This window comes from Salegentibacter salinarum (assembly GCF_900168115.1).
In the GTDB taxonomy this organism is placed as follows: domain Bacteria; phylum Bacteroidota; class Bacteroidia; order Flavobacteriales; family Flavobacteriaceae; genus Salegentibacter; species Salegentibacter salinarum.
The window spans coordinates 77,762-97,966 of sequence record NZ_FUZC01000005.1; the positions used below are offsets into that span (position 1 = coordinate 77,762).

Here is a 20,205-nt window from a genome sequence, read left to right on the forward strand (position 1 = left end):
AGTTGCAGGTGCTTTTATAAAAAGGATTTGGAAACAGAAATACCTGCACCGAAGTTAGGTCCTTCAATTTCATTGAAATCAGCCCCCAATTGAAGATTCAGATTCACTATATTTTGAAAAAGATTTAAATCTAAATAAGTAGAAAGTAGATGATGCTCCTCAATATTTTCGCCACCCTTTGCTCCATAATTTTGCCTAAAACTTCCTAAAAACCTGTAAGGAACCTTTTTAAAAGCCATTCCGTTTAAGCCTATATGATGCGCAACAACCTTATTGTTATTTATTCTAAACCGATCCGGACCAAGCGTGATGAAAGGTAGTCCCAGTACCCGGTTTTCGTAGGTCCAGCCGGAACGGTATAGGTTATTATTAAAATAATTATCCTGACCATCTGTGGTTGGTGTGTTTTTACTTTGATTTTTGGTATAATAAAACTCATACATCACCGCCTGAAACCAGGAATCTACAGCGGCTGTAGGATCTTCAATAAAAATTCCATAGCGACCATCAGGGGTATTTCTAAGAACACTTCCCGAGCCGTCTTCGAATAAATGATTATAAATAATTTCAACATTATACTGGGCCAGAATAGTCTTAATATTAATCTCGTAACTTCCCAAATGATTCCCTAAGCCGTTAATTTCCTGTTCTGAAACTCCTTCCCCTGTATCATCTGACACTCCTCTTCCGGTTACAACTCTGGTGTAAGCCTCAAAATCTGAAGGTAAATCACCAAATTCGGGATGTGTGCCACCCCACTGAACAAAATGTCTTAAACCTGCGGAAATTTGGAATCGAGGTGAAGATTTATAAACTAAATGAAAACTTTTATGGTGTAGCCTTGTGTCCTCAACATAGCGCTCATCATCCATAAAATATTCCTCGAGCGAAGCTTCAAAACCGAGCCCGCGATTGTCTTTAAAAAATATAGGTTGTTTTGTAAAAAATCTTATTCCGGGCAATGGCCTCGCATTTAAAGACCATAGAATACTTTGATTTGTAGCGCTAAGTCCTCTATATAATTCTTTACGCTGTTTTCGTCCCGCCACAATTCCCAACCAGGAATTATTAAAAGCCAGGTAAGCTTCGTCTAACTGTAATTTATCTGTATACCCATCTTGATAAAGTACTCCCAAACCTCCTTCTAAATTGGCATTTTCAGAAAACCTGTAAATTCCAGAAACATTTGCGAACCCTGAGAAATTAGTGAGTTCGTCTATTCGCCCTCGCTGGTTGGTATGTAACCAGAAAGGAGAATTGTCTTCACTAAATAACAGTCCGGTAGTATTTACATTACCCTGTAAGTCTATTTGCTGGGCATTAACCGATAAAAACAGTAATAAAAATAAAAATGTAAGATAAAAGTGTTTCATAAGAAGGCTTTAGGACATTATAAATATGCTTAATTTGATTTAAAAATATGTAATTTTATGCTTCTAAAACTTAGAAATGCTATCCATTTTTCAGAAAAAAATATTCTTAGCCGATTTATTGGAAGGTTTTACCGATTTCCATAACCATTTATTACCGGGAATAGACGATGGGGCCAAAGAACTTGATGATTCTTTAGCAATGATCAGAAAGTTTAATGAATTTGGAATCACTAACTTTGTGGCGAGCCCCCACGTAATGGGAGAGTTTTATCCAAATACACCCCAAACCATTTTACCGGCTTTAGAAGAAGTGAAAAAAGCTTTACCCAAAGGAAATTCAATAAAAGCTGCCGGAGAATATATGATGGATCAATTTTTAATAGATCAGCTTGAAGACGAAAATGTTTTAAATGTAGTTACCAATTATGTTTTAGTAGAAATGTCTTATTTCCAGGCGCCAATTAATTTAGCTGAAATTCTTTTTAAAATTCAAAATAAAAATCTGAAACCTATTTTGGCACATCCGGAGCGATATGCATTTTATCATGGAAACAGCCTCAATAAATATGAAGATTTAAAAGCAAGAGGTTGCAAGTTCCAGCTGAATATGCTTTCCTTAAGTACTCATTATGGCACCGGAATTCATAAAAAAGCATTACAATTACTGGAAAATGGAATGATAGATTTCATTAGTAGTGATGCACACCGTATGGAACACCTTGAAAAAATTCAACAATTAAAATTGAAGAAAACCCAGGTAAAGTTGATTGAACCCGTAATTGAAAAATCCAAAGCTTTGTTTAATTAGACAAAGCTTTGGATTATATTTTTTCAACGTTAAACCATAGTAGTTTATTATTTCTTACCGAACATTCTGTTTTTAATGCGTTGCCAGCGTGATTCTTTATCCACACCGTAGCCATAACCATAGCCATAAGAATAACCATATTTAGCTCCGTAGGAAAATTTAGAGTAATCCACATCGTTTAAAATAATCGCCGGACTCTTAATTTTTCCCTGTTGTTTGAGTTCTTTTGGGAAATCTAGCATTTTCTTATCGGTAAGATCTGCGCGTACTACGTAAAGGGTGGTATCAGCCAGAGGACTAATAAGTAAGGTATCGGTTACGATCATTGTTGGTGCCGTATCTACAAGTACATAATCATACATTTTGGAAGCGTACTTAACAAGTTGTTCCATACGGTCGTTCATTAGGAGCTCAGCAGGATTGGGAGGGATTGGTCCTGAAAGCACCATGTCCATTTTTATACTCCCGCTTTGATCTCTTGAAATAATTTGTTCCTCACTCACTTCAAAATCATACAGATAATCCGATAAACCTTTTTCACCCATAGTAACATCAGCGTACCTATGTAATTTCGGGTTTCTAATATCAGCTCCAATCAGAAGGACTTTTTTTCCTGTACTTCCTAAAGTCCGGGCCATATTATAGGATACAAAAGTTTTTCCTTCCCCTTTAATGGTAGAAGTAATAAAGATAATTTCTCCTCTATCTTTATCTTTATTTTGAATTAAATAAGCAAGGTTCGTTCTTAAAATTCTAAATGACTCCGCTAAAGGAGAGCGGTCGTTGAGTTCAATTTGTTCACTTTGTTCATTGGCTATCCTTGGAACCTCTCCTATAAAAGGTATATGTTTTATTAAGCTTTGTAATTCCCCTTTATGGTGAACTTTGGTGTCCAACATATTTTTCAGGAAAATAATCAGGATTGGAATAATTAAACCAATAACAAATCCCCCTATTAAAATCAACCAGGGTTTTGGTTCTACGGGCCAGTTATTTGTAAATGCATCATCGATCACTCTAGCCACCGAAGCAGTAGCGGCAAAGGAAATAGCAGCTTCCTCCCTTCTTTGTAGAAGAAAAAGATATAGCTGTTCTTTAATTTGCTGTTGGCGTTCAATGCTCCTCATTCCCTTTTCTAAACCAGGGAAATTGCTAAATTGCCCCTGGGCTACATTTTCCCGCTGACTTAGTTCTCTTAACTGTACGTTAAGAGAACGTCTTGTACTTTCTATATTTTCATAAAGATTCTCACGTAAACTATCAAGTTGTTCGGTTAATGTCTCTACAAGTGGATTTTTCTCCGTTCCACCCTTTAAATACATATTACGCTCCATTACAAGCGTATTATAAGAAGTTATGAGACCAGAAACTCCACCTTTGCTTATCCCTACCTCAGGTAATAATTCATAATTACCTTGATTTCGTAATACCTCTTCTATAGATTCAAGAAGAGAAAGTTCCGTTTCAAGAGCAAAAATTTCTTGTTCGGCTTCAGAAAATTTTGACTGAAATTCTGAGGCGCCACTAGAGATATCCATCAAACGATTCTCCCGTTTAAATTCGGCTATACCAACTTCTACCGAATCCAATTCGGTAGTGATCATTTCCAGCCTATCCTGGATAAATTTTGTAGTATTTTCTGCTACCTCTTGTTTATCTTTTACACCTTCTTCATTAAAACGCTCCATTAATTTATTCAGAAAATCTTCTGAACGTTCACTACTCTCCTGCACTATACTAAGAGAAAGTATATCCTTTGCCTGCCCCTTCTGGGTAATTTGAAGTTGGTTAATATAATGATTAGCTACAGTGGTCACTGGATAAAGGCGAATATTTACGGCTTTGGTTTTCTCCAAAGTTCCCGACTCCCCACCTTTTCTCGGAAGTATAGTGAATTTTAAACCCTGTAGTTCAATAATTTCGCCAATTTCATGAATCTTATTATAGTCCATATCTTCAACCTCCAATCGAAAGGAAGTTTCGGAGGTTGGGGTCACTAGTAAATTGCCTGTTACCTGATCAACAAGGGAGTCCTCACTAATAAATTGCATAACTATTGGACTCGACTTATACGCTTCGACGGTAATTATATTCCCCTCTATATAATAAAGAATATTATGGTCCAATTCCGCTACTACAGATTCTACTAATTGTTTTGATTTTAATTTTTCAATATGGTTTTGAATACCATCATCGCTAAGAGAAAAAATAGCGCCTCCCCCTGATGGGGTTGCGTTCATAGCATTTTTTTCCTGATCGTCCACGATTATCATGCTGGCCGATGTATTGTATTTAGGAATTGTATATCTATTATATAAATATGCCAATAATCCACCAATCAGAAAACCTAAAAGAATCCATTTCCAATAAGCTAAATACTTATATATCTCCGCTTTTAAATCAAAACTTGATTCTTCCTTTTCTTCATTGAAGTCGTTTAGCTCTTCCATTTAAAGACTATTAATTAAAAAGTAAAGACTAATTATTGTTGTACCCACAGATATAATACCCTGGTAACTGGTAAAAAACCCGGCTGATTTCACAGCTCTATATGTAGGCTCTACATAGACAAGGTCATTCTGTTTAAGGTAAAAAAATGGACTATCAAATAAATCTGATTCTGTCATATCGATATGTCCAACAGTTTTAACACCGTTCACTTCCCGAATAATCTTAATATTTTCACGCCTGCCATTATATGTAATATCCCCACTCATAGCAATCAGCTCCGGCATAGTAATACGTCCATCAGTAATTTGTACTCTACCGGGGGAACCCACTTCTCCTAAAATCGTAACACTAAAGTTAACGATTCTAACATCCACAACGGGATCCCTTACATATTCTGAAATCTGATCTTCTAATTTTTGCTGAATTGCGGTTCTAGTTAGGCCTTCTACCTCCACAGGCCCAAGTACTGGAAAATTAATAGTCCCCTGGGGATTTACCAGGTAACCCGTCAAAGATAGGTTCTGTCCACCTCCACCACCGCCGCTGCCCTGGCCTTGCTGATTCATACGAAACGGTTCTACAATCTCTTCATTCACAGAAGAGGAAGAAACATTAATACGTAACACATCGTTTGCCTCAATACGTGGCTCGTAATCCAAAAGGTTTTCTTTGCCTTCAAGACTTTCTGATCCATCAAAATAAACCACATCATCTTTAGTGGCGCAACTTGAAATTATAATACTCGAAATAAGAAACAATCCCAGTCTCCTAATTGATTTAAACATGCAATTATATTTATTTACTTATTACTTCTTCTTTATTATCCAGGCTTTCGAACATAGAATTATTGCTTTTAAACTCCGGAATAAGGGTTTTTAATTTCTTAACCATCTTATCGGCTTTTAAAGTGTTGGCCGATTTGATAATACTTTCAATTCTTTCACTAATGTGTTCATAATCTCTCACAACTTCCTGGCCTATCATTATTTTTTTATGATGAGTTGGAACTGTCTTACATTCATCGTTCAACAGTTCTTCATATAGCTTTTCCCCGGGTCTTAATCCAGTAATTTTCACTTTAATATTTTTATTAGGATCGTAACCGGCAAGTTTAATCATTTTAATGGCTAAATCCATTATTTTTACCGGTTCTCCCATATCAAAAATAAAGATCTCTCCTCCTTTACCCATAGCACCGGCCTCTAAAACCAATTGACAGGCTTCCGGAATCGTCATGAAATATCTTATTATATCAGGATGGGTTATAGTTACCGGACCACCTTTCTCAATCTGTTTTTTAAATAATGGAACTACAGAACCATTAGAACCTAAAACATTTCCGAAACGGGTAGTAATAAATTTGGTGGTATCAAGATTTTCCTTTGCATGAAAGTGGTAAAGCGATTGCACGTACATTTCAGCAGCTCTTTTAGATGCCCCCATGACGTTACTTGGATTCACAGCTTTATCAGTAGAAACCATAACAAAATGAGAAACCCGGTATTTTAAGGATAGATCGGCCAGGTTTTTTGTTCCTTGAATATTTACAAAAACTGCTTCATGCGGATTCTCCTCCATTAGCGGAACGTGTTTATATGCCGCTGCATGATATACTACATCAATTCCCTGGTTTTGAAACATTAATTCCAGTCGTTTAAAATTACCTACATCACAAATAATAAATTTGCAATTAAGTTCCGGAAATTTTGCCTGTATTTCCAGGCTTAAAGAGTGCAGGGGTGTTTCAGCCTGGTCCAGAATAATTAATTTCTTAGGATTATATTTGGCAACCTGCCTTACAATTTCACTCCCTATAGAACCTGCTCCCCCGGTTACTAAAATTGTTTTCCCGGTTAATTGTTCAATTTTATTTTCAGGATTAAGACGAATGGGTTCCCGTTCTAAAAGATCTTCAATTTGAAGGGATTTTACTTTTTTCGCTATAGGCAAGGTATCCTCTCCCCATGTCGCAACAATAGGGGCATTAAAAACTTTAATATTATTCTCTAAACAATCTTCAACGAAATTAAATTTCTCCTCAGCAGTAAAATTATTTTCAGAAAGAATAATCGCTTGTGCATTCACTGATTCAACCGCTTTATGAATTTCAGCGGAATAATTTATTACCGGTTTATCAAGAAGCCTGATGCTCTTATTATGCCTTTCATTAGTTAAAAAACCTACAATTTTAAACCTTCTTGGAATTTCAATATCCAGAGCGCCGGCAATAGAAATCGCATTTTCATCAGCACCGAGTATCACCGCATTTAAAATATCTTCGTCCCTGCTAACTAATTTAAAGTATTCATAAATCTGTTTTACACCCAGTCTAAAAAGAAAAAGCAAAGAGAATGAAATACACAAATTAATTAATAAGCCACCCACCAAAAATACTTTTTGGCCAACGATGAAAAAAGTAACATAGTTAATAATCAACAAGGTAATAAATGAGCTAATGGTAGCTAATAGCAATTTTAGGGCATCAATATTAGAAGAGTACCTAATAATTCCCGCGTAAGTTTTAAATACATAAAAATAAAAGGTATGCACACCAATTACGATAAATGCTTTATTATAAAAACTAAGGAATGTATAGTAGTTTGGCGTAAGATCTACTATAATTAAAACAGTAAACAATGTAGAAATGGCTACTAAAGAAAGATCTATTAAATATACAGCCCATCTTGGGAGGTATTTAATATTTCTTAAATCCAGGGCGTTATCGGTACCTGATAAAATATTCCTTAGCGCCTTATTAACTTTATTGCCCATAATTCTATTAACTTCTGTTATTAAAGCAGGATAAAATACCGGCTTTAATTCGGGTTCGCTCTTTTTCAGTTAAATTTGAGCCCGAAGGTAAGCAGAGCCCGTTTTCAAATAGTTGCTCTGCAACCCCTGTTCCATAGAAAGCTGCATTTTCAAAAACCGGCTGCATATGCATTGGCTTCCACAAAGGCCTGCTTTCAATATTTAGTTTTTCAAGATATAGACGTAACTCTTCACGATTTACTCCTCCTGTCTTTTTTTCATCAACAGTAATTACGCTTAACCAATGATTAGCAAAATAATCTTTATTAGGAGCTTCAAAAACCTTAACTCCCTCTATTTCAGAAAACAAATTTACATAAAATTGGTGCATTTGCCTTCTTGCACTTACCCTGTTATCTATAACCTCCATTTGTCCGCGTCCAATTCCTGCCGAAATATTACTTAGTCTATAATTATACCCAATTTCACTATGTTGATAATGTGGTGCATCATCCCTTGCCTGGGTCGCTAAAAAAACTGCTTTTTCTTTCTTTGTTTGTGATATAGCCACTAAGGCTCCACCTCCTGAAGTAGTAATAATCTTATTTCCGTTAAAAGAAAGAATTGCATATTCGGCAAATGTTCCACACTTCTCGCCTTTATAAGTACTCCCCAAAGCTTCAGCAGCATCTTCTATTACAGGAATATCAAATTCCCTTGCTATTTCATTTATTTTTTCAACCTGATAAGGCATACCGTATAAATGTACGGCAATTATTGCTTTTGGTTTTTTTCCTTTTGAAATTCTATCCTCAATAGCTATCCTAAGTTGTTTTGGACAAAGGTTTAAGGTTTCTTCTTCACTATCAATAAATACCGGTGTTGCGCCTAAATAAGCAATAGGATTAGCTGAAGCAGCAAAAGTCATACTCTGGCAGATTACTTCATCTCCGGCTTTTACTCCTAACATAATTAAAGCCAGGTGTAAGGCGGCGGTTCCCGAACTTAAGGCAGCCACACTGCCTTCCTTCCCGGAATCTTTGAACAAATAATTTCTTATATCCTCTTCAAAGCCATTTACGTTAGGGCCTAAAGGCGCGACCCAATTTTGTTCAAAAGCTTCATTGACGAATTTTTGCTCATTTCCGCCCATGTGGGGAGATGACAACCAAATTTTATCTCTATTCATTTAAATATTTTATTATTTTTCCGGGATTACCAACAACTACTGCAAAATCTGGTATATCCTCAATAATTACTGTTCCGGCTCCAATAGCAGCCCATTTGCCTATTTTTATTCCGGGGATAATTGATGCCCCGGTTCCAACCTGGGTTCCTTCCCCAACGCTGACATTCCCCGTTAATACGGCGTTTGGCGCTATATGCACGAAATTCTCCAGGCGTACGTCGTGTTCAACAACTGCACCAGAATTAATAATACAATGTTTCCCAATTTTTGAACCTGCATTAATTATAGCTCCGGGCATCACAACACTGCCATCTCCCAGCTCTATTTCTTTAGAAAGTATTGCTGAAGAATGACTTACCGCTTCAGCTATTAATCCGGTGAATCTTCGGGCGACTTGCTTTCTAATTGTGTTATTACCAATAGCCAGGATTGAAGGAGCTTTAAGCTGGTGCTCATTAGGTTCATGAGTTACTTTAAAACCAAGAAATTCTTCAATTTCTGTATTGTCATCAAAAACTGAATCTACCTGGATATTCCTGCTACTCAAGATATCAAAAACAACTTTTCCGTGACCGCTGGCTCCGTAAATATTCATTCTAATTTTTTCCATTAAAAGCTTCAGTAGTCGCCATATTGGCGGTATTTATTCCTTCAGAAATAACAACCTTCTTAATTGTCTTAAAGATAATACTTACATCTAAACCAAAAGATAGGTTTTCTACATACCACACATCATATTCAAACTTTTTTGTCCAGCTTATTGCATTTCTTCCATTAACCTGTGCCCAACCGGTAATTCCAGGTTTTACCTCGTGCCGTTTTTTTTGTCTTTCAGAATATAATGACAAATACTGAGGCAATAAAGGCCTGGGACCTATTAAGCTCATATCTCCCTTTAATACATTAATTAACTGGGGAATTTCATCTATAGATGTTTTCCTAACAAATTTACCTACCGAGGTTAATCTTTTATCATCGGGAAGCAGATTTCCATTCTTATCCTTTTCATCAGTCATTGTTTTAAACTTGATAATATTGAATATGCGCTCATTTTTTCCCGGTCTATTCTGAAAGAAGAAGGGATTCCCACGATTCGCCAAAGCTAATAAAACTACGATTGGGATAATTAACGGACTAAGCACTAATAATGCCATAAAAGCAATAAAAAAATCCAGTAAGTTTTTAAAAAAGTGCCTGTACATAGGTGTATTTGGGAATTGATACTCTAAAAAATTGGCCTGCCCAAAATTAAGATTTTATATACTCCTGTTCTAAGCTTTTGTATTCCTTTAACAGTAATTGCCAATATTCCTTGCGTTCGTAATATTTACAAATTTCATCACGGGCGTTTGAAGATAATCTTTCGGTGTAATTTTTATTTTCAACAAATAATTTCAAAGCGGTAAATAAGGCTGAAGTGTCTTTAACCGGAATAATAACCCCGTTAATACCCTCAACAATAATTTCGTTGCAACCATTAATATTACTGACTATTGCAGGTAAGTTCATCGCCCCAGCCTGCATCACTACATTAGGAAAACCTTCCCGGTAACTGGGAAAAGCCAGGGCGTTTGAAATAGCTAAATAAGGCCTAACATCTTCCTGGTAACCGGTAGTAAAAACTTTTTCGTGTTTTTGAATGGTTTTAAAAGTTTCCTCTTTTAAAGGATCCAGCTCTTTTTCAAAGGGTCCTACCAACAGCAGGGAAATATTTTTATTTTCGGCTTGTAAACTTTTAAAAGCTTCCACCAGTTCGTTTATTCCTTTTTCGCTAACCAGCCTCCCGATAAAAATGAAGATGAAATCTTCCTGTGGAATTCCAAGCAAGTGTCTTTTATTTCTCTTCTGGATTTCATCAAATTGAGAAGGGTTAAAATACCCTGTGTCTATTCCGTTGGAGCTTCCTTTACCCAGAACTTTTAGTTTAGATTGGTTTGCAAATTCTTCCTTCAGAATAATATCTTGTAGCCCCCTTGAATTGGGATAAACTTTAGTTGCTAATTTATAAGTGAACTTTTCAACGGCATTTAAAACTTTTCGTTTGTTTCCGGTAGTTTCCAAAAGAGGTAATCCGGCCACGGTGTGCAAACGCACAGGGACTCCGGCCATCTTTGCTGCTAACATCCCAACAATGCCTGCCTTTGGTGTATGAGTATGTACAATGTCCGGTTCTTCCTTTTTAAAATAATTGTATAATTTCCAGACCGCTTTAATATCTTTAATGGGTGTTATAGCCCTGGTCATCTCCACCCAAAAAGTTTTTACTCCATTTTTTCTCCCATATTTTTCCAAACGATCTTTTTCCGCGGCTACGGCGGTCACCTCATAATAATGGTTCATATAAGTAAGTTGACCTTCCAGAAGTTTTTCAAGGGAAAGTGGTATGGTAGTTATGCGTATTAGTTTCTTGGGCATAAAGAAATCTTTAATGTGCAAAAATAGTTTTTTTAAATACCTTTACCGATACTTTATATAATTTCAATGGACTTTACAGAATTTAAATCCAGGTTTCAAAGGGAACAAGTGGAAGAATACCCAAATGAAGTAGACCCAAAGCCCTTAGTTTCCATTCTGGTTCTTACTTATAACCATGTCGCCTTCCTTCCTCAATGCCTGGACAGTATATTAGGACAAAAGGTGAATTTTAAATTGGAAATTTTATTGGCTGATGATGAATCGGTAGATGGCACGCAGGAAATCTGCCTCCAATATGCAAAAAAATATCCTGGGTTAATAAGGTTCTTTCAACACAAGAAAATTAATAATATTCAGATTAATAAATTAGATACCGGGATTTTTAATGCTTTGTATAGCTTATACCAGGCAAAGGGTGAATATATCGCATATTGTGATGGAGATGACTTATGGGGGGATAAAACTAAAATACATAGGCAGGTAAATTTTTTACAACAAAATCCTGATTATATATTAAGCTATCATCCAGTTATTTATTTTAACGATCAAAGTAGTTTGCCCATAAAAAATAAAAACATTTTAAATAAAGATTTAAGTTCTGAAGAATTAAAAAAAGTAATTCAACAACCCTTACTAAACACAGTATGTTTTAGAAACAATATGAAAAATTACCCAGCTGAAATTACTACAATCTTAAACAGCGATAATTTTTTGATTAGCCTTCTTGGGCATTTTGGTAAGGGTAAGTATTTAGAATCTATTAAACCATCAACCTACAGAATACATTCGGGAGGAATCTGGAGTATGATATCAAAAGAAAAAAAGTTTTTATCAAAAATTCAAAGCTTAAAGACAATAGCTCATTACTATGGTCAGAATAACCAGAAGGAACTAAGTAAATATTTTACAACAGAAGTATACATGTATCAAAAGAGTCTAATATTTATAAATTGGAAGAATAAAACTTACATAAAAATGTTAAAAAATCTTTTAGATTATTCAATATATTCCATAGCTAATTCACCCATACTTCTTGATTTAAAACCATACTTATCGCGTAAGATGCAGTAATAATCTAATATTAATTTAAGTTCCTCTAAGTTTTGAAGAGGATTATTTCCAAAATTATGTGGATGCCACCACAAGTGATAATTTTCTTTATTTTTAGCCGCATATTCCATTTCCCAATAAATTCTTTTCAATTTTAAGTTATCAAGAACCTTTCTACCTGAATAGGATCTTAACAACCTACTTGCTTTTTGTCCTGTAAGCTGGGAAGAAAGCCTGTGAATTTGAGAAGACTTATAAGTTTTATCCTGAGCACCAAAATAAGCATCTCCAGTTCTAAAAATTTTATGAAATATACTGTCTTTTTGAGTGTTCTGCCAATACCAATTTTCAGGATTTGTTCTAACAGTATTTAATCCTGATTTTTCACAAATTTCGAGATATGCTGAGTTATACTGATTTCTTGGAAAAACTAGAGATTTTAAATCAATTCCCATAATTGACGCCAGTTCAATAGCTTTTTCTATATCTGCTTTAAAAGCTAAAGAGTCCTGCCCAGGCTCGAGGCAGTAATAATGTGAATATGTATGGGTGCCAATTTCCTGGCCTTTTGTATTTTTAATCTTCTTAATTAAGTTGGGTGCAAAACAAAGTTTTTCTGTTTTTTTTGACTGAATTGATTTTCCGTATGTATAAGCTGAAAGGTTCTGATTCTTATAATTAGGTAAATTAGCCGGGATATTTGCATTCCAATCATCCCAGTTGCTGTTAAAAAGCATTCCTACAGTTGCCCAGGTACAGTGTATCTTATATTTTTCAAAAACTTGAAGAAGAGAAGGAATCAATTGCCTGGTATTTTCAAAATAATCTATTTTTTTATTGTAATCAACCTTATCAAAAACTCCCCACAATAATTCAAAATCCAGTGAAATCACTAAAGATCCATTTTCCATAACTTTTTAATATATATACAAACTAATTCACAATTGAAACAAGCAATGATTTCTAAAAAAAATCACTTTCATAGAAATCTAAATAAGTAGATTCTATAATTAATAATCTTAGGTTAACAGGGAGAAAAATTAATTATGCATTTACAACTTCTTCATACTCAAATTTTCTCCTTAGCATAGCTTTTCTTTTTTTCTTTAACTTAATAATCCTATCATATTTTTTTTGTGCTAAATAATAATAAATTACAAAAAAAAGAAAATACATCACCATTGACTTTTGTCTCATTATTATTCCAAGATTAGACATTACGAAGGTTAAGGCAAAAGAGGAAAGAAAGAAAACTACTAAACTCATCTTTACAGAGATAGGAGAATTTTTTAAAAAGGAAATAAAATCTTTCTTAAGAATTTTAATAAATAGCAATAAATAAAGCAAATTCTCGACCGAGACTATTAATCCTAAAATGCCCGGAGCATCAAAAAATAGGGGTCTAAACCAAAATGTAAAAAGCTTTAAAGGTAAAGGATAATCTGAAATGGCAACACCAGATCCAGATTCACTCAAACCTTGAGAACGATCTTCGGAAAAATTATCAAAATCTGACACAAGGTTATCAGAGTTTTCTAAACCTGCCATCCCTAGAATTTGATCCTGAACCAGTACTAACCCACCAATCATTCCAACATAAATAAGTAATTTCTTACCGAAAGAAATTTTTTCTTTGCCTGTCATATATCCTAAAACGGTACCGACTGCTACAAATAGAAATACATGTGGGCGAATAAAATAAATTATAGCGGACCCTATTAGTAATGTTACAAGCCTAGACTTTGGGTTCTTTAGGGCATAAGCAAACATCATTAGTCCTAAAAAAATGGGAGCACCCTTCCCTAAAGATGCTGTCCAAAAATGCATATTAGGCAAAAAAAGGGTTAGAATTAAAAGATCGAAATTTTTAAAAACCTTAATCTTAATAGGTATGTTTTCGCGAAAAAACATATAGGCATACACAAAGCCCAAGTATCCCAGCCAGGCAAAAAGAACCATCATCATCTCGTAAGAGAAACCAAACAAATTAATAAACGGCCAGGATAGAAAATCAATAAAAGTAGTACTGGTACCAAAATAATAGAACCAATCATCATTCAATTGAGGTCTCTCATAATAGGCTTTGGAATCCGAATTATTGAAAGAAGCATAAGTATAATAAACGCCAAAGAAGAATAAATGATAGAAGTACAATTTATTCATTAGATCCTTGGAAAACCATTTATGCTTTGAGGAATAAGCATTAAAAATTGCTTGGTTTATACCAAAAAGAAATAATATTAAAACTAATGCTCCTATCATCTAAAACAATTCAAGATCTCCTAAACTATAAGCCCAGTTTTCTATATTATAGACCTTAGTATCAATTTCACAACCATCTAAATCCTTAAAAGTTAAAACCGGACCAAATTTACCCGAGAGCTTCATTCTAAAAATACTTAAATCTAGTGGATAATTTAAACTTATAAAATGAACTCCATATTGTTTAGCCCACTTTCGAATTAGTGCCCGACAAGTTTCTTTATACTTCGGATCAACCAGAATTAATTCTGAAATTCTTAATTCTTTAAAATTATTATGCTGTTTCACATATCCAGCTATAAAATAATCCTTCGTCGATTCTATTCTATATTCTTGTAATGGATTATTTATATAACGCCATTCAAGATAGTCTTTTGTTTTTGGTGTATATAAATTTGAAGAATGTTCTAATTTACTATTCCACGAGCTTAGCAAAGCTAAACATAGATCTATGCTGCTTGTGGCATATTTCTGAAAAGTATTTGAGTTCCAAAAAATAGGAAGCACAGGAATAATTTGAGTATTCAGTTGGCTAATTTCTTTCCATCCCATTTTAAGATAACCGGGCTTGCTTTGCTGATTAGGTGTGTTAAATACAAAATGATCCCCTCTTTCTTTTCCCAGTTCTAAAGCTTTCAAAGTGAGCTTTTTAAAAACACCCTTTCCTTGGTGCGCAGGAAGGGTTGCTGTATCGACAGCCCTGAATGCTGAAAAAATATTTTTCCCCAATTGCCACTGCCATCTCATAAAAGCCCGGACACCAATTATAACATCATTTTCTTCTGCAATAAGTACTAAAGATTCACCAAAGGGATTATCTATATGTTTATATCGCCAAACCTGTTCCGTTTTTTTCGATGAAGTTTCACCAAGGCTAGCCTTTAGCACCTTAAGTATCTCTGGAATATCTTTATGACTTGCTTCTCTAATTATCATCTAGTCTAAAATCTCTCAAGTTATAAAAAACAAAAATCTAATCGATTGGTTTCCCTAATTCTTTAAAATATATTGGATTTATAAAGTAGTTTAGTAATTTATTTTACTAAAAAAAACAACTATAGGAGAATACTAATATTATTTAGCATTCACCAAATTCAATGTAATTGAAAGAAGTACAATAGTTTGCTACACCAACGTCGGGTGCATAACAATATGTATGCCTTGAATTGTTATTAAATACTTTACCTTTATTAGAATCAAAGAAATAAAGAACTATCTATCCTATCTTCTGCTGAAGAGATTTTATCACTTATTATTAGATTCAAAAGGATTACACCTTCTTAAATTTACTATAATAAACTTCTAATTCACCAACCATTCTTTTGAGGCTAAAAGAATTAACAACCCTTTCTCTCGCCGCAAGTTTATATTTTTTTAATTCATTAGGTTCATCTATTAAGCTTTGACATAAATGCGAAAGTTGGGCCCAATTACTAGTTGGACAGATAAGACCATCCTTCTTATCTCTAATAACTTCCTTAATTCCCCCAGCATCTGTTGAAACCACCGCACACTCCATACTCATAGCCTCTAATAAAGCAATTGGTAAGCCTTCAAAAGAAGAAGACATCATAAAAATATCCATAGCTTCAAAATAAGGCTTTACATTAGTTTGTAAACCGGCAAAGAATACTATTCCTTCCAGATTAAGTCTTTCCCATTCAGTTTTGATTTCATCCTCTAAAGGTCCTGCTCCCACGATTATACCATAAACATTATCATTACTCTTTCTTAGATTATCAATAATCTTTAGCCATTCTACTAAACGTTTTTGGAAACGAAATACCGCCACATTTCCAATTACAATAGTATTTTCCGGGATTCCCAGTTTTTTTCTGACTAAAAAACTTTCTTGCCTAACAAATGAACCAGTATTTACTCCATTTAGAAGTGTCATAACCGGAATATTTGGATTTATGTTATTCTTAATAGAACTAGTCACATCATTTGAAACCCCAAAAGCAAAGCTCTGGGAATTAAAGCTAAGTTTGTTAATGGTTTTTGTAACTATATGATAGCGTTCCTGCATATTATGTTCTGTATATAAGACTGGAATTCCCAGTTTTTTAAAAACCAACCTTCCAACAAAGCCAGCCCAGGGTAAATGGCAGTGAATTAATGAAATTTGATGAGCTTCACAATAGGTTACAATCTTTTTGTATTGAAGGATCAATCGTATGTTATCTCTAGCCTCAAAACAAGTGACCTTCCCTCCGGCTTCTTTTAAAGCTTCAACCATCTGATCTTTCCAGGGAAGAAAATAAATAAAATGAAATTCAAATTTCTCCTTATCATGAATTTTGAGCGTTTCGGGAAGTAACATCTCAGCTCCTCCACGCCCTAAGGACTTTATTATATGTAAGACTTTAATTTTTGCCATAAGCATAATTACGGAACAGAGCCCTATTAAATTTTTTCAATAAATTAATTCAAAATCTCTTCATAACACGTTTCAAACCGTTTAGCTATTTGGTTATTCAAAAAGGAATTATTAACCAGTTTTTTGGCTTCAACCACTTCCGGTAACTTTTTATCACTTTCAATTTGTGACAAAATATCATATAGGGACTCAATAAATTGTTGATTGGATCCTTTATTTATTAACCATCCAGTTTTATTGGTTTCAACAACTTCTCCCACACCACCAACATTATAAGCAACTACAGGAGTTTCACAATACATAGCTTCTAAAATAACTCCAGGTAGCCCTTCAATTAAACTGGGAAGGACAAAAATTGAAGAAAAGGATAAAATTTCCAAAACATCATTTCTGTATCCGAGAAAATGAACTGAATCCTCAAGATTTAACTTTCTGACTTCATCTTTAATTTCATTTTCCAACCGGCCTTTACCTATCAATAATAATTGAATATTTGGAAATTGAATTTTTAGTTCATTAAAAATCTCTAATAAACCTGAATGATTTTTCTCCGGGGCAAAACCGCCAATATGAGATAAAACATAACCTTTCTGAAAAATTCTCTGCAAATCAGCGGGAACATTGCCAATTTTTTTTTCTTCTACTCCAATTTCAATCGTTGAAATGTTTTCTGATGGCCATAAAAAAGTCTTTTCAAAATCTTTTTGGCATTCTTTACTTACAGAAATAACGTGGGAGATCTTTTTGAGATAAAATCTATTTAAATAAAATTTCAAAGTTGAATCTATGAAATCTCCCATTTTATTTGCATTACGAAAAACAATAGGAACGTTCCAGGAATAAACAATTTTGGAACTAACTGCAAATTTCAAGGTATCTGCGGCATTAGCCTGTATAATATCCGGCTTAAATTCTTTTATTACTTCATCTAATTCTTTCCAGCCTTTCAGGTCAAAAAATCTTTTTGACAATGATCTATTCAGATGTATAATCTTTCCTGAAAAAGGTAAATCTGAATCGCCTTTAAATATTGTAAGTACTAATACTTCATGTCCTAATTTTATAAGATGGTTTGATAACTGACAGGCAAATATTTCGGCTCCTCGAAGTTGAGGTTTTTGTATTATCTGGAGAATTTTCATCAATTCTTTAATTTTTGTATATAAATATGCAAAATTCCATCTTGTTATCTAATAAAAATGCACATTTTAAAACTATTAAATATATTTATATTATTCTCAAGTACTTATACCGAAATAGTCTTCTATCATTCGAATTTGTTTTAAAATACCCATCTCAGTAATTGCATAGCTTTTTGCTTTCTCGCCTGCTGAAATTCTTGCCGTTCGATCTTTTTCGATTTTTCCTATCATTTCGGTTATAGCTTCTTTAGAACCTGGTCGCACTAACCAGCCACCATGACTCTCCCTGACCACCGTTTCTACATCACCAACAGCTGATGCAATCACGGGTACGCCAGCAGCAAAAAATTCACGAAGTTTTAAGGGTGAATAATGAAATCCTTCATTGGATTGAGAAGGTAAGACAGCCAAGTCAAAACTACTTATATAAGAATGTATTTCGTTATGAGGTACATTCCCGGAGAATATTACTCGATCGTGTAAACCGTAATTTTCTACCTTTTCTTGCAAACGTAGACGTTCAGGTCCTTCCCCAACTAACAATAATTTTGCTTCCGGCATCGTAGACGAAACATCTAAAAAGGCTTCAACTAATAAATCCAGGCTATGGAATTTACGAAAACTACCAACCCATCCTATTACAAAATTATTGGTTAATCCAAGAGATTCACGTACCACACTACCTTTTGCCTTATCAAACATTTTCTGTGAAACCGTACATGGCGTGATAAGAATACGACTTTCAGGAATCCCTAGATCCATAACCGCACGTTTTACATCTTCGCTTACAACCAGAATAAGGTCAGCCTTTTTGCAAGGATGCGCGTCTCCCCGACGTTTGGCAAACCACTCCCAGCCTAGTCGGTGCACTCCCCACTTTTTGGACTCCCAAACATATGGAGCATCAACAAACAGGACTGATGGGACTCCTAATTTTTTTGCTAGCTTTAATCCTCTTGTTTGAAAAAGATCATGATGCTGCCACACAAATGGTGCATTCTTGAATCGCTCTAGGTCTATGGAAAAGGTTTTTTGTTCTTCATGATACCAGCGTAAATCCTTTGCAAACATTTCAAAAAGCTTCGCTAGATATGTATGGCGAAACCAATTTGGTTTGCTCTTTTTTGCTTTTCCAATATCGGCCGGAAAACACCTTGCCCTAATCTGGCCTGCTGAATACGAAGATTCGCCTGCTAGAACTTCCGCACTTCCATAATGATCATCAAAGCCATCTGCCCAGTTAGCTATCGTTACCCATACAGCATCTGCGCGTAATCGATTAAAACCTGGAGCTACAAGTGGGACTGACACCATTTTAGTCATTTTTATTATTTTTTTCTACGATATCCAGGGCATTAGAAACTTTAGCCTCAATATTTGACTTATCATTACCTATATAAAAAATAGCTTCCTGCTCTGACTCAAAGCAGTCTATGTAATTCCCAATCTTCCTGTAATGATTATCAAGTAATACCTGTGGTTTTCCTAATAGCGTGGAAACGATGTGTCCATGTAACCTATCTGTCAAAACAATTTTACCCCTACATAAGATTCGAGTACCTCTATTAAACCTTCTTTTGGCAAGTAAGTCGAAAGAAGCTGCATTTATACTCCAGAAATGATCCCGAATTAATTCGGACTTACGAAAAACACCTTGAATAAAGCGTCGAACCCGAACTGTAAACTTTGGACTGAATCTAGAATAGAACCTCCCAGGTTCTCCTTTAAGCCAATCTAATTTTTCTGTTTTAAAATTAAAATTTTCTCTTTTTTCACCTGCCGATTCATGGTCGGTCCTAGATAGCCAAACAACATCCACAACAGGCTTACCGCTCTGTGCTACAGGCCCCATAGCCAAAGCCATATCTGGACAAAGTTCTACGTTCAAATCCAGTTCTTTTAAAGTATTTAGGCTAGCATGGTCACGCATAAGTATATGAAGATCTTTATGAGCTCTTGCTATTTGTCCAAATTTCTCTTTTTTAGAATCATCATCAAAATGGACACTTTGGGGTAATTGAATAATCTTCATGTCTGAAAATAATTTAATTATCCGTTCTCGAAACAATTGGTGTTCCGGCCACACGGAACCTAGATTACCACCACCGTGAAGCAAAACAACTCCCTCATTGCCTAAACGCTTTCGAAGCGCTTTCTCAGAAAAGCCGTATATATCGCATTGATATACAATATCAACTCCAATTTCCCTTAAAGCAGCTTTTTCACCCAACCAAATTGCATTATCACCCACATTATTATGGTTTGGAAAATCAAGTAAGGCTACTTTTGTCCCCTTATTCAACAAACGACCGAGGCAAGCGAAAAGTAATTTCTGCTGATCTTTTATATTACTTATAAAAATATTCTTCTCATTCATATTACTA

Annotated in this window: 17 protein-coding genes; 2 read left to right on the top strand and 15 right to left on the bottom strand. The window is 34.8% G+C overall.

Features of this window, described 5'->3' with window-relative positions; all coding sequences use genetic code 11:
• Positions 1-14: 14 nt before the first annotated feature.
• Positions 15-1,373, bottom strand: coding sequence for a capsule assembly Wzi family protein (locus B5X53_RS07695; RefSeq protein WP_079712659.1), 1,359 nt, complete (start codon positions 1,371-1,373; stop codon positions 15-17).
• A 76-nt stretch (positions 1,374-1,449) separates the two neighbouring features.
• On the opposite strand from B5X53_RS07695, the gene B5X53_RS07700 reads away from it, so the two are divergent.
• Positions 1,450-2,181 (top strand): tyrosine-protein phosphatase, encoded by a 732-nt coding sequence (locus B5X53_RS07700; RefSeq protein WP_079712660.1) that lies wholly within the window; start codon positions 1,450-1,452, stop codon positions 2,179-2,181.
• Between the two features lie 47 nt (positions 2,182-2,228).
• On the opposite strand, the gene B5X53_RS07705 is transcribed toward B5X53_RS07700, so the two are convergent.
• From B5X53_RS07705 to B5X53_RS07735, 7 genes are read right to left on the bottom strand one after another with little or no spacing between them, the layout of a single operon-like run.
• On the bottom strand, positions 2,229-4,631 hold the full coding sequence (locus B5X53_RS07705; protein ID WP_079712661.1) for a GumC family protein: 2,403 nt from the start codon (positions 4,629-4,631) through the stop codon (positions 2,229-2,231).
• Complete coding sequence (locus tag B5X53_RS07710; protein WP_232764151.1) at positions 4,632-5,417, bottom strand: polysaccharide biosynthesis/export family protein; 786 nt, start codon at positions 5,415-5,417, stop codon at positions 4,632-4,634.
• 10 nt (positions 5,418-5,427) lie between these two features.
• Positions 5,428-7,404: a polysaccharide biosynthesis protein gene (locus B5X53_RS07715; protein WP_079712662.1), complete on the bottom strand. Its 1,977-nt coding sequence runs from the start codon at positions 7,402-7,404 to the stop codon at positions 5,428-5,430.
• 7 nt (positions 7,405-7,411) lie between these two features.
• The gene (locus tag B5X53_RS07720) at positions 7,412-8,572 is read right to left on the bottom strand and encodes an aminotransferase class I/II-fold pyridoxal phosphate-dependent enzyme (protein ID WP_079712663.1); all 1,161 of its coding nucleotides are present in this window, start codon (positions 8,570-8,572) and stop codon (positions 7,412-7,414) included.
• A complete protein-coding gene (locus B5X53_RS07725; protein ID WP_079712664.1) occupies positions 8,565-9,167 on the bottom strand; it encodes an acetyltransferase in 603 nt (200 codons plus the stop codon). Before B5X53_RS07725 ends, B5X53_RS07720 begins: the two co-directional genes overlap by 8 nt.
• A 1-nt stretch (position 9,168) precedes the next feature.
• On the bottom strand, positions 9,169-9,774 hold the full coding sequence (locus B5X53_RS07730; protein WP_079712665.1) for a sugar transferase: 606 nt from the start codon (positions 9,772-9,774) through the stop codon (positions 9,169-9,171).
• Positions 9,775-9,820: 46 nt separating this feature from the next.
• Entirely contained in the window at positions 9,821-10,987 is a 1,167-nt protein-coding gene (locus B5X53_RS07735) for a glycosyltransferase family 4 protein (protein ID WP_079712666.1), read from the bottom strand.
• Positions 10,988-11,053: 66 nt separating this feature from the next.
• On the opposite strand from B5X53_RS07735, the gene B5X53_RS07740 reads away from it, so the two are divergent.
• The gene (locus B5X53_RS07740; protein ID WP_079712667.1) at positions 11,054-12,058 is read left to right on the top strand and encodes a glycosyltransferase family 2 protein; all 1,005 of its coding nucleotides are present in this window, start codon (positions 11,054-11,056) and stop codon (positions 12,056-12,058) included.
• On the opposite strand, the gene B5X53_RS07745 is transcribed toward B5X53_RS07740, so the two are convergent.
• The 7 genes from B5X53_RS07745 to B5X53_RS07775 form a co-directional block, all read right to left on the bottom strand.
• Positions 11,983-12,948, bottom strand: a complete 966-nt coding sequence (locus B5X53_RS07745) for a polysaccharide deacetylase family protein (protein ID WP_079712668.1) — start codon at positions 12,946-12,948, stop codon at positions 11,983-11,985. The two genes, B5X53_RS07740 and B5X53_RS07745, sit on opposite strands and share 76 nt — an antisense overlap.
• Before the next feature lie 133 nt (positions 12,949-13,081).
• Positions 13,082-14,002 carry a hypothetical protein gene (locus tag B5X53_RS07750; RefSeq protein WP_234999244.1) on the bottom strand — a complete coding sequence of 307 codons (921 nt, stop codon included), beginning with the start codon at positions 14,000-14,002 and terminating at the stop codon, positions 13,082-13,084.
• 297 nt (positions 14,003-14,299) lie between these two features.
• On the bottom strand, positions 14,300-15,235 hold the full coding sequence (locus B5X53_RS07755) for a GNAT family N-acetyltransferase (RefSeq protein ID WP_079712670.1): 936 nt from the start codon (positions 15,233-15,235) through the stop codon (positions 14,300-14,302).
• A gap of 334 nt (positions 15,236-15,569) precedes the next feature.
• Complete coding sequence (locus B5X53_RS07760; RefSeq protein ID WP_079712826.1) at positions 15,570-16,679, bottom strand: glycosyltransferase; 1,110 nt, start codon at positions 16,677-16,679, stop codon at positions 15,570-15,572.
• A 44-nt stretch (positions 16,680-16,723) separates the two neighbouring features.
• A complete protein-coding gene (locus B5X53_RS07765) occupies positions 16,724-17,821 on the bottom strand; it encodes a glycosyltransferase (protein ID WP_079712671.1) in 1,098 nt (365 codons plus the stop codon).
• Positions 17,822-17,917: 96 nt separating this feature from the next.
• Positions 17,918-19,144 (bottom strand): glycosyltransferase, encoded by a 1,227-nt coding sequence (locus B5X53_RS07770; protein ID WP_079712672.1) that lies wholly within the window; start codon positions 19,142-19,144, stop codon positions 17,918-17,920.
• Positions 19,137-20,198 carry a polysaccharide pyruvyl transferase family protein gene (locus tag B5X53_RS07775; protein ID WP_079712673.1) on the bottom strand — a complete coding sequence of 354 codons (1,062 nt, stop codon included), beginning with the start codon at positions 20,196-20,198 and terminating at the stop codon, positions 19,137-19,139. The genes B5X53_RS07770 and B5X53_RS07775 overlap by 8 nt, the downstream gene beginning before the upstream one ends.
• Positions 20,199-20,205: the final 7 nt, after the last annotated feature.

Coding starts and splice junctions, on each gene's coding strand:
- B5X53_RS07695 (WP_079712659.1), bottom strand. CDS start 1,373: ATGAAACACTTTTATCTTACATTTTTATTTTTATTACTGTTTTTATCG.
- B5X53_RS07700 (WP_079712660.1), top strand. CDS start 1,450: ATGCTATCCATTTTTCAGAAAAAAATATTCTTAGCCGATTTATTGGAA.
- B5X53_RS07705 (WP_079712661.1), bottom strand. CDS start 4,631: ATGGAAGAGCTAAACGACTTCAATGAAGAAAAGGAAGAATCAAGTTTT.
- B5X53_RS07710 (WP_232764151.1), bottom strand. CDS start 5,417: ATGTTTAAATCAATTAGGAGACTGGGATTGTTTCTTATTTCGAGTATT.
- B5X53_RS07715 (WP_079712662.1), bottom strand. CDS start 7,404: ATGGGCAATAAAGTTAATAAGGCGCTAAGGAATATTTTATCAGGTACC.
- B5X53_RS07720 (WP_079712663.1), bottom strand. CDS start 8,572: ATGAATAGAGATAAAATTTGGTTGTCATCTCCCCACATGGGCGGAAAT.
- B5X53_RS07725 (WP_079712664.1), bottom strand. CDS start 9,167: ATGAATATTTACGGAGCCAGCGGTCACGGAAAAGTTGTTTTTGATATC.
- B5X53_RS07730 (WP_079712665.1), bottom strand. CDS start 9,774: ATGTACAGGCACTTTTTTAAAAACTTACTGGATTTTTTTATTGCTTTT.
- B5X53_RS07735 (WP_079712666.1), bottom strand. CDS start 10,987: ATGCCCAAGAAACTAATACGCATAACTACCATACCACTTTCCCTTGAA.
- B5X53_RS07740 (WP_079712667.1), top strand. CDS start 11,054: ATGGACTTTACAGAATTTAAATCCAGGTTTCAAAGGGAACAAGTGGAA.
- B5X53_RS07745 (WP_079712668.1), bottom strand. CDS start 12,948: ATGGAAAATGGATCTTTAGTGATTTCACTGGATTTTGAATTATTGTGG.
- B5X53_RS07750 (WP_234999244.1), bottom strand. CDS start 14,002: ATGATGATGGTTCTTTTTGCCTGGCTGGGATACTTGGGCTTTGTGTAT.
- B5X53_RS07755 (WP_079712670.1), bottom strand. CDS start 15,235: ATGATAATTAGAGAAGCAAGTCATAAAGATATTCCAGAGATACTTAAG.
- B5X53_RS07760 (WP_079712826.1), bottom strand. CDS start 16,679: ATGGCAAAAATTAAAGTCTTACATATAATAAAGTCCTTAGGGCGTGGA.
- B5X53_RS07765 (WP_079712671.1), bottom strand. CDS start 17,821: ATGAAAATTCTCCAGATAATACAAAAACCTCAACTTCGAGGAGCCGAA.
- B5X53_RS07770 (WP_079712672.1), bottom strand. CDS start 19,144: ATGACTAAAATGGTGTCAGTCCCACTTGTAGCTCCAGGTTTTAATCGA.
- B5X53_RS07775 (WP_079712673.1), bottom strand. CDS start 20,198: ATGAATGAGAAGAATATTTTTATAAGTAATATAAAAGATCAGCAGAAA.